This is a genomic window from Sporosarcina sp. FSL W7-1283, assembly GCF_038003105.1.
Classification (GTDB): Bacteria; Bacillota; Bacilli; order Bacillales_A; family Planococcaceae; genus Sporosarcina; species Sporosarcina newyorkensis.
Genome location: NZ_JBBOOL010000001.1, coordinates 2,359,189 through 2,368,111, shown reverse-complemented (window position 1 = coordinate 2,368,111; position 8,923 = coordinate 2,359,189). Strand labels below are relative to the sequence as shown.

Below are 8,923 nucleotides of genomic sequence, written 5' to 3'. Positions count from 1 at the left end.
AGGCTTTGTATTCTATTTCAAGAATAAATACCTTTAATACCTGTGAGTATGAGTATTATAATACTTATATCAAGAAAAATAGAGGTATTGGAAATGTTTATTCTGAAGTTGGAACTTGGATACACGATACTATTGAGGATGCTTACCGACAACAGAACTTTAGCAAGAGCGAATTAATTGATGGATTGCATGTAAAATTAATGGAATTAGATTTCTTAGGGATTGACTTTCCTAACGATTCGATTAAGGAGTCTTTTACAAAAGATGTAGATGCTTTCATGAAAAGTTTTTCCTTATTAGATGGAGAATTCACCTTAGAGAAGATGTTTATTACCAATATCAACGAGGATATCATTCTATTAGGGTATATTGATGCTATCCAGAAGGATAGAGATGGTAAATATCATATCATTGATTGGAAAACTTCTTCTAAATTTACTGGTAAGAAGCTACAAGAAGCAGGGCGGCAACTATTAGTTTATAAACTGGGAATTGAGCAAAACAGTGACATTAAAGTTGAGTCTGTTAAATGGGCTATGCTTAAATATATTTATGTCTGCTGGGTTCAAAAGAATGGTAAAGTAAAGAAAAAGATGGTGAATAGAGGTAAGTTAATTAAAGATATGCGTAAGGCTTTTGAGAAGGATATGCTAAATTCTGGTATGGATGATATTGAAGTTCAGTTGTTGCTAGCCGAAGCAGAGAATAATAATAATTATGATAACCTTCCAGAAGTGATAAAAGAAAAATATTGGACGGAAGATTGTTTTGTGGAATATGACAGTAGCGAAGATCAAATGCAGGAGATGAAGGGTTATATTATCGATACTGTTTCAGCTATTCAAAATAAACATGTAGATGATGAGAGTGACTGGAATCCTGTCGACTTTAAGAGAGATGGAACATTCTACTGCAATACGTTATGTAGCCACAGAATGAGTTGCAATTTTATTAAAGATTGGAATTCTAAAAATAAGAGTAGAGGGTTATTTTAAAGGAGTGAAGTATTAGTTGAATAATTACACTATATATCATTGCCACTCGGATTTGAGTAACTTAACCGCTGGGACAAGTGCAGATAGCATAACTAAGTTTGAAGATTACTTAGATAAAGCGCAAGAGTTAGGTATGTCTTCAATTGCGTTCTCAGAGCATGGCAGTGTGATGAATTGGATTAAAAAGAAACACGAGACAGAAAAAAGAGGATTAAAATATATACATGCCAATGAAATATACTTAACTAAGAGTATAGGCAGTGAAATTATTAACGGTGAAGATAAGCTAATTCTTGAAAGAGATAATTATCATTTCATGACTATAGCTAAGAATTTTGATGGCGTAAAAGAATTAAATAAGTTAACTTCTGATTCGTTCAACCGTAAAGATGGTCATTTTTACTATAACCCTAGGCTTACATTTGATGACCTGAAGAACACATCGGACAATATTATCATGACTTCTGCTTGTTTGGCATCACCTATTAGACGATTATATAAGAATGCATATGATTTTACAGCAGGAAGCAAAACAATTAAAAATCAGCAGCTACATGTAGAGTATGAAGAGTTGATGCAATGGTTTGTTAACAATAAGCATAGAATGTTCTTAGAGGTGCAGTACCATAATCATCCCGAACAGATTGAATTCAATGAGATGTTGCTTAGTCTATCTAAGGAGACAGGTATACCACTAATTGCTGGAACTGATACTCATGCTCTAAATGCCGAACACGCTAAAGGTAGAGAGATTCTACTCAAAGCTAAGGGTGCTAGTTATGGTGATGAGGATAAGTTTGATTTGACAATGAAGTCTTACGAAGAGTTAGCAGATATGTTTGAAACGCAAGGAGTTTTAAAAAGAGATGAATATCTGGAAGCCATCGACAATACTAATGTTATGGCTGATATGGTAGAAGAATTTAAATTAGATAATTCACCAAAGTACCCAAAGTTATATGATAATCCAATAGAAGTTATGAAAAAGAAAGTTAATGAAGGCTTTGTTAAACGTGGATTAAACAATCTTCCTGAAGAAGATAAAAGAATATATTTAGATAGAATATATGAAGAGTTTGAAACTTATAAGAAGTTAGACGCAGTTGACTATATGTTGCTACAGACAAACATCATAGAGTGGTGTCATTCGCAGGGTATTTATCAAGGTTACGGTCGTGGATCGGTAGGTGGAAGTTTGATTGCATATCTACTTGGCATAACAGAGATGGACAGTGTAAAACACAAGCTCAACTTCTCAAGGTTTATGAACGCTGACCGTGTATCGATGCCCGATATAGATGTTGACTTTTCTCCGTCCAGAAGACAAGAAGTAATTGACTACATTGCTACTATTGAGGGAGTAGACTTTTCTGAGATCATAACATTCAATACTATAGCTACAAAGGGCGCTATTCGAGATGTTGGACGCGCATTAAACATACCTCTAAATATTATTGGTGAAATATCAAAATCCGTAGATAATGATAGTTTAGAGAGGTATCGAGAAAAGTATGGTGAACTTTTAGATTATGTCGGCTTGTTAGAGGGGACTGTAGTGTCTATGGGGAGTCATCCATCAGGATTCATAATTTCTCCGATAGACTTAGATACTAACGTGTCAACATTATACACTAAGAATAGCAGGCATAAGGTTGCAGCTGTAAATATGAAGGAGCTAGATGGGGAGAATTATGTTAAGCTAGATGTTTTAGGGTTAGATAATATAGAATTAGTAAATGACACATGTAAGCTAATAGGGATAGATAGGCTGACTCCAGACAACCTAAATATTGACGACTTAGACGTATGGAGAACTTTACAAGAATCTACTCTCGGAGTCTTCCAGTTTGAATCAGAGAGTGCATACGACTATATACAAAGCCTCTTTAGTGAAGCTACGCTAAGAAAAATGAAAGAAAGTATGGGAAGCGTAGATTATATCAATCTATTAAGCATGGCAAATGGAGCTATAAGACCTGCCGGTAATTCATATAGAAGTAAGTTGGCAAATGGTTTAACTCAAGATAACGGGCATGAAGCATTAAATGATTTTCTAAAGCCGAATTTAGGATACATGATATTTCAAGAAGATGTAATGAATTTCCTGACAGACTTCTGCGACTACAGCGGATCTGAATCTGATAGTGTACGAAGAGGCTTTGCCAAGAAGACTGGAACAGAGCAGTTTTTACCTGATATTAAAAAAGGCTTTATAAAGCATATGAATGAAGAATACGGTGAAAACACAGAGAGATACGAAGAGATACTTGTAAGTTTTCTTAAAGTTATTGAAGATGCTTCAGATTATGGATTCTCTTTAAATCACTCACAACCTTACTCTTATCTTGGATATGCGGGAGCGTACTTGCGCCATCATTATCCTTACGAATTCTTAACTACTATTCTCAGCATTAGAGAAGGTGATGTAGATGAGAGCGCTAAAATAGCTAATTATGCAAAGAGTAAAGGTATCGATATCCTTCCTATTAGATTTGGAAAATCTAGATCTAAATATATGTATGATAAGAAGGATAAGGCAATATATAAGGGCATGAATTCTATTAAATATCTAAATGATGAAATATCTGAGCAATTATATCAGCTATCACAAGATAATTCATATGAAAACTTTATTGATTTACTTGTGGATATTACCAATGAAACGAAAGTAAACACTAGGCAATTAAATATTCTTATACGTCTAAATTATTTTGAAGAGTTTGGTGGTACAAAGTATTTATCGAATATCAATGAAATATTCTCTAGTAGATACAAGAAGACTCACGTAGATAAAACGAAAGAGAAGAGGCTCATAGAGGTTAAAGAGGCTATTTCCGATTTAGATAAGAATGCAGAATACCACATCAGTGAGGATGTCATGTTTGAAAAAGAAAATCTAGGATATTCGATATCAACAGATAGTAGATATGACAAGTCTTATGCTGTAGTTACAAATATTGACACTAAGTTTTCACCTAACATTAAAATATATTTAGTTAATAACGGTATGGAACTTGATCTTCGAATGCAGAAGAATATTTTCTACGATGAAAATAAAAATCCATTACTCAAATTGGGAGATATGATTAAAATTACAAAAGTAGATAGGAAGCCTAAAATGCAAAGGGTTGAAGGTAAGTGGTTGCCCACTGACGTAATTCAGATGTGGCTTAATTCTTGGCAGATTGTAGATATTTAAAAACATAAAAAGAAACTGTCTACCACTTAGGATAGACAGTAACACACTCACCATTCTTTGATGGTAGAAGCAGTATTGACGTGTTTAAGCTGAATAATACTCAGTAAAATATTGGTTTTAAACAACTATAAATAAAATTAAATAATTAGGAGTTGTGTAATATGATAGTTAGGCTGGAAAATATTAAACGTAATAATGGAAACACAATAGAAGATAATGCAAGGATCGGAACACAGCTAAGGTTACATTCTGTAACAGTTGGATCAAGTGGTGTCTTCTCATTGTTTGGAGAAAAAGATAAATTTATGACTACCTCTACAATTGAACAAGTCGGCATCTTTGAGAAAAATATTAGAGTAACGACTAAAAACACTGAATATCTGTTTGAAATTTTAAATTAAATCAAGGAGGTAATTAAATGAGCGAATCTGTAAATAAAATTGATGTTAAGAACAGAACATTTCTTCTCAATGAAAACATAAATGCTAAATCAGTTGAGGAAGTCGTTTTAGGTATTCATGAAATAAACAGACTTGATGATAAGGACAGTGAAAATAAAGTTGAGTTTACACGCAAGCCAATTAAGTTAGTATTGGACACTTATGGTGGGGGAAATATACACAGGAATGGCTTTAGCTAACACTATAGAAACAAGTGAGACGCCTGTACATGCTTATGTATATGGAATATCTGCATCGTTCGGGACAATTCTTACCGCCGTAGCGCATAGGCGCTTTGCTCACAAACGAGCTACTTTTATGATTCATTCTCTAGCAAGTGGAGCGTACGGTATGATTCAGGATTTAGTGGAAAATGTTGAACAAAAAGTAAAGTTACAAGACATGCTTGAAGAAATATATTTAGAAAATACTAAAATTACTAAAAAGAAACTGAAAGAAATCAGAGAAAAGAAACAAGACTGGTATTTTACAGGAGAAGAAGCTCTAGAGTTAGGATTGATTGATGAGTTAATTGAATCTAAAAGGAAAGTTAAATAACAAATGATTAATTAAAGTTGTAAAAGGAGTAATTTATGGGAGAAAAAATGACTAAATATCGAGTATATGACAACCGAAATGATAAAACTTTGTTCGAAAGTGAGGATAATTTGGACTGCTTAAACTATATGACAACTCTGTTAGTAGAAAAGTTCGATGATGATATTTTTGACGAAGAGTTTGAGAGTATCTGTATGGAAAGAGTAGAGTAAAAGCGATATTTGATTGGAGGATAGTGAAATGTTAACAGACTTTATTAGTGCTGTAGTTTCATTTTGGCACACAATTATATCAAACAAGAAGAAAAAGAAGAATAAAAGAAAATAATATAAAAATATTATTAGGGGTTGATTGAATGCTTCAAACAGTAACTATGCTATTTATTATCTACGAGATTACGAAACTACTGATGCCAGAAAGTTATATTCGCTTGTTTAAATCAATGCCTAAAGATGTAGAGGTTACATCTAAAGAAGAAGCTAGAAAAGCGTTTAAGTCTAGTCACATGATACTTTTCATAGTTGAGGTGGCATATCTACTTTATATTGTAATTCTGCTTTTCACACCTTATTGGTTTGTGTCGGCAATTCTAATAGTTTTAATGCTGATTTACAAAAAGAGATTGAGTTCTGACGTACTATTGAAAGACAGTATTGCTTCAATTATAACAATGTCATTAGTGTTTTTTATTTAATAAAACAAGTCTATTATTGGGAGCTGAGAAAATGAATAAATATGAATTTCATTTCATCAATGGTGATGTAGAGTTTATGGAGACAGATGATTTTGTATATGTTTCTGACATGTTCAAAAGAGGTCAACAAACATTTAAAACACCTCATAATGAAATAACAATAAATATGCAGAATGTTAACAAGGTTGTTCTTGTTAAATAGTTACAATCCAATCAAAGAAGTTTTTTATCCGATGATAAGGAGGTATTCAAAAATGAGTATGTGGTACGCCTGTACGTGCAAAATATGTGAAAAAGAATATGCAGTAGAGTGTTATTCATCAACAAAAAGTGAGCAAGAGTATTGTAAAGAATGTTTACAGATGCTCCAATCGAAGAAGAGAGAGCAGTATTTCAAGGAGCATTTCGAATAAATTTCAACTATTAAAGGGAGTGAGAGAAATGAATGATTTAGTTTGCCCCTATTGTGACTACGAAAACGATATCACAGACTTTATTATACTTGATGACTGTTTAGTATCTGAGGACAAATGCGATAGCTGCGGTAAGATGTATAATTTCAAAATTGAAAAGACAATAAGGGTAAATACTTGGACTTATGAAGAAGATTGATAAACTGTTCGACCATAAACCAATATAATTAAGTTTTGATTGGGAAGTAGCAAAAAGATGAGGAGAGATTATATTGAAAGAATACTATAAAAACATGACGTTTGACGATCTTGGCAAAGCCTTAAGCAAGTTTAGATTAGTTCTGTGCTGGGACGTAAATAAAGATATGATATCTGTAGGTAAAAGAGAGTTTTCGAATCCTCTTCTTTGGTTCGATCCAAGAACAGAGGAGAAGGACTATACAGGTTCGGTCACTGTTAAATCTATTAACGTAGGCTTATATAGTTCAGAAGAGGTGTACGTTGCCTTAAATTTAGTGAATAGCTTCCTATTGACCGACTTAGCACAGAGGAATATTTAAAGCGCTATAAAATGTAGCTTTTATGTGGGGAGAGGTCGTGCAAATGATGAACTTCATAAAAGAATGGATTGCAAAGCCTGTTCTTTTGTTGGTTTCAATTCCAATCCTACTAGTATTTATCTGCTTAGGATTTAGAGAGTGCTGGCAGTGTAGTAGAGTGATTCATATATTCAAATCAAAGAAATATCATCTTATGGCTCACGGGTTCGGCACTGAAGACGTATGTGAATCTTGTTTCGAATTGTTAAAAGATAAATAACTTTTATGAGGATGTGCAACATTGCTAAAAACTTACGAATTAAGAGATATTATAGTAAGCGACTTAAATGACTTTGAAGCGTCTGAAAAATGGGAAGATTTTTTAATGGTAGACTATGAAACAGAAAATGATAATATCGTACATGTTAATTTCACTGAGATTGATAGCGATGGGAAGCTGTTTGAAAACAAGTATAAAATTACGATTGAGCCAGTTTACGATTAAAATAAGCCTTTTAACGTATAGGGAGAACTGGAAAATATGAAAATACAATTCAATGTAAATGAAAAATACCATTTGATTAATAAATCATCCTATAACCACAACTACTATCTCCTGCCTTATTCAATTGAGCAATGCTCAGTGTTGCTTGAAGAGTGTGAGGATGATATAGATACAGTAGAGTATTCGATAGGTAATTTTAATAAAGTCGGAAAGTTCAAAGCAGAACACTCTTGGTATGGCGATATGGATGGCAACGTTGACTTGATTAAGAACGAGTTATTATAAAATCTAATTTTCGAATTAAAGGAGGAAGTAGTATTGTTAATACAAATTATCGGACAGAACTTAGATGTAGCTTTCAAAGAATTATCTATCAAAGCTAGTAAAGTGTATGAATCTAAAGAAAATGAATTTGGTAGCAAGTATCAAGTTTGGGAATTAGCTGAAATTGAATATGAGAAACTCCAGTTGACTGAAGACTATGATTGGAAAGATGGATATGGTTGGTGGAGAAATGGTGGATGCAATCATTCTAAAGATGGCACATTTGAGTTTAATGTTAACGAAAATAAGATGATTGGGTTTAAAAATGAATTTCATTATTATCACAGTGAAGAGTACCTTTCTGAGCTTGAAGAAGAGGGAGAAGAAATTCCGTCATATTCGACATTTAGTGAATGGTTTAATGAATATATGAGCTTAAGTAAAGAAGTAAACCTTGCTTATTTTGCACATAGCTTAGCAGATATCAATGGTCTAACCAAGGCAGAATTCTTTCAAAAATTTGAAGGATAATATTGAATCTAAGTTTTCAAAGAGGTGGTTACATTGATAAATATACAACTGACAAATAGGGAGTGGTATTTTCTACATGTGCAAGTCGAAAACATCATAAAATATAGCCCAGATAATAGAATAGCAAAAGGCTTAATAGCTAAACTTGGTGAAAACTATCCAAGCTTAGGCGATGTAAAAAAGAAATTTAAAATGGAATATGAGAGTACTTGGGATAATGGAATAAAATAAAATGAACTTTTTATTGGATTAAAATATGAAAGGGTGTTGAAAATGAAGGATGTAATGATCACTTATCTTAAAGAGATGAATAAAAACGCTACGGCTGAAACAGTTGTGACTCGGTTACGGTACAAAAACAACGAAAAAGAAGAATATGTTCAAGACTTTTCATACTTTGCAACAGAACGATTTATGAGTGATGATTTGTTGCAAGCTCTTCAAAATGGACAAACATTAACATCAAAGCAACAGGGTGAGCTTGATAGCTTTATCATTGAGAAAACTATTTGCTTTGAATAAAACGAACATATTAAAGGAAGTGAATAAGATAGCTAGATTATATAAAGTAGAGATGTATCTGACAGATGCTAACGGTGAGTTCAGGGACGCTGAACAATTTAAGAATCATCTAGAGTATGTGTTGCAAAGAATGGATGCAACTATGAAACTGACTAAACTAGAAGTATCTAAAGAATTTGAATGGGAAGATGATTTAAAAATCAATCTTGTGAAAGCAACTGTTGAAGATTTTGAAGAATACTTTAAAAAGGAAGAGTGATTAA

17 protein-coding genes are annotated in these 8,923 nt (G+C 32.9%); all 17 read left to right on the top strand.

Going from position 1 to position 8,923, the window contains the following annotated elements; translation table 11 throughout:
- The first annotated feature begins 5 nt into the window (after positions 1–5).
- Positions 6–995 (top strand): RecB family exonuclease, encoded by a 990-nt coding sequence (locus tag MKY93_RS11845; RefSeq protein WP_340759199.1) that lies wholly within the window; start codon positions 6–8, stop codon positions 993–995.
- 16 nt (positions 996–1,011) lie between these two features.
- On the top strand, positions 1,012–4,194 hold the full coding sequence (dnaE, locus tag MKY93_RS11840) for a DNA polymerase III subunit alpha (RefSeq protein ID WP_340759198.1): 3,183 nt from the start codon (positions 1,012–1,014) through the stop codon (positions 4,192–4,194).
- Between the two features lie 161 nt (positions 4,195–4,355).
- Entirely contained in the window at positions 4,356–4,595 is a 240-nt protein-coding gene (locus MKY93_RS11835) for a hypothetical protein (protein WP_340759197.1), read from the top strand.
- Positions 4,596–4,612: 17 nt separating this feature from the next.
- Positions 4,613–4,834 (top strand): hypothetical protein, encoded by a 222-nt coding sequence (locus MKY93_RS11830; protein ID WP_340759196.1) that lies wholly within the window; start codon positions 4,613–4,615, stop codon positions 4,832–4,834.
- Complete coding sequence (locus MKY93_RS11825) at positions 4,821–5,192, top strand: ClpP family protease (protein ID WP_340759195.1); 372 nt, start codon at positions 4,821–4,823, stop codon at positions 5,190–5,192. The genes MKY93_RS11830 and MKY93_RS11825 overlap by 14 nt, the downstream gene beginning before the upstream one ends.
- Before the next feature lie 47 nt (positions 5,193–5,239).
- Positions 5,240–5,404 carry a hypothetical protein gene (locus MKY93_RS11820; protein WP_340759194.1) on the top strand — a complete coding sequence of 55 codons (165 nt, stop codon included), beginning with the start codon at positions 5,240–5,242 and terminating at the stop codon, positions 5,402–5,404.
- A 143-nt stretch (positions 5,405–5,547) separates the two neighbouring features.
- Positions 5,548–5,886, top strand: a complete 339-nt coding sequence (locus MKY93_RS11815) for a hypothetical protein (protein ID WP_340759193.1) — start codon at positions 5,548–5,550, stop codon at positions 5,884–5,886.
- Positions 5,887–5,917: 31 nt separating this feature from the next.
- Positions 5,918–6,088: a hypothetical protein gene (locus tag MKY93_RS11810; RefSeq protein ID WP_340759192.1), complete on the top strand. Its 171-nt coding sequence runs from the start codon at positions 5,918–5,920 to the stop codon at positions 6,086–6,088.
- A gap of 52 nt (positions 6,089–6,140) precedes the next feature.
- Positions 6,141–6,299, top strand: a complete 159-nt coding sequence (locus MKY93_RS11805; RefSeq protein WP_340759191.1) for a hypothetical protein — start codon at positions 6,141–6,143, stop codon at positions 6,297–6,299.
- 28 nt (positions 6,300–6,327) lie between these two features.
- Positions 6,328–6,498: a hypothetical protein gene (locus tag MKY93_RS11800; protein WP_340759190.1), complete on the top strand. Its 171-nt coding sequence runs from the start codon at positions 6,328–6,330 to the stop codon at positions 6,496–6,498.
- Between the two features lie 73 nt (positions 6,499–6,571).
- Complete coding sequence (locus MKY93_RS11795) at positions 6,572–6,859, top strand: hypothetical protein (RefSeq protein WP_340759189.1); 288 nt, start codon at positions 6,572–6,574, stop codon at positions 6,857–6,859.
- Positions 6,860–7,139: 280 nt separating this feature from the next.
- On the top strand, positions 7,140–7,343 hold the full coding sequence (locus MKY93_RS11790; protein ID WP_340759188.1) for a hypothetical protein: 204 nt from the start codon (positions 7,140–7,142) through the stop codon (positions 7,341–7,343).
- A 36-nt stretch (positions 7,344–7,379) separates the two neighbouring features.
- Positions 7,380–7,628, top strand: coding sequence for a hypothetical protein (locus MKY93_RS11785; protein ID WP_340759187.1), 249 nt, complete (start codon positions 7,380–7,382; stop codon positions 7,626–7,628).
- Positions 7,629–7,661: 33 nt separating this feature from the next.
- A complete protein-coding gene (locus MKY93_RS11780; protein ID WP_340759185.1) occupies positions 7,662–8,138 on the top strand; it encodes a hypothetical protein in 477 nt (158 codons plus the stop codon).
- Between the two features lie 33 nt (positions 8,139–8,171).
- Positions 8,172–8,369, top strand: a complete 198-nt coding sequence (locus MKY93_RS11775; protein ID WP_340759184.1) for a hypothetical protein — start codon at positions 8,172–8,174, stop codon at positions 8,367–8,369.
- A 42-nt stretch (positions 8,370–8,411) separates the two neighbouring features.
- Complete coding sequence (locus tag MKY93_RS11770; protein ID WP_340759183.1) at positions 8,412–8,660, top strand: hypothetical protein; 249 nt, start codon at positions 8,412–8,414, stop codon at positions 8,658–8,660.
- Positions 8,635–8,919, top strand: coding sequence for a hypothetical protein (locus MKY93_RS11765; RefSeq protein ID WP_340759182.1), 285 nt, complete (start codon positions 8,635–8,637; stop codon positions 8,917–8,919). Before MKY93_RS11770 ends, MKY93_RS11765 begins: the two co-directional genes overlap by 26 nt.
- Positions 8,920–8,923 lie beyond the last annotated feature (4 nt).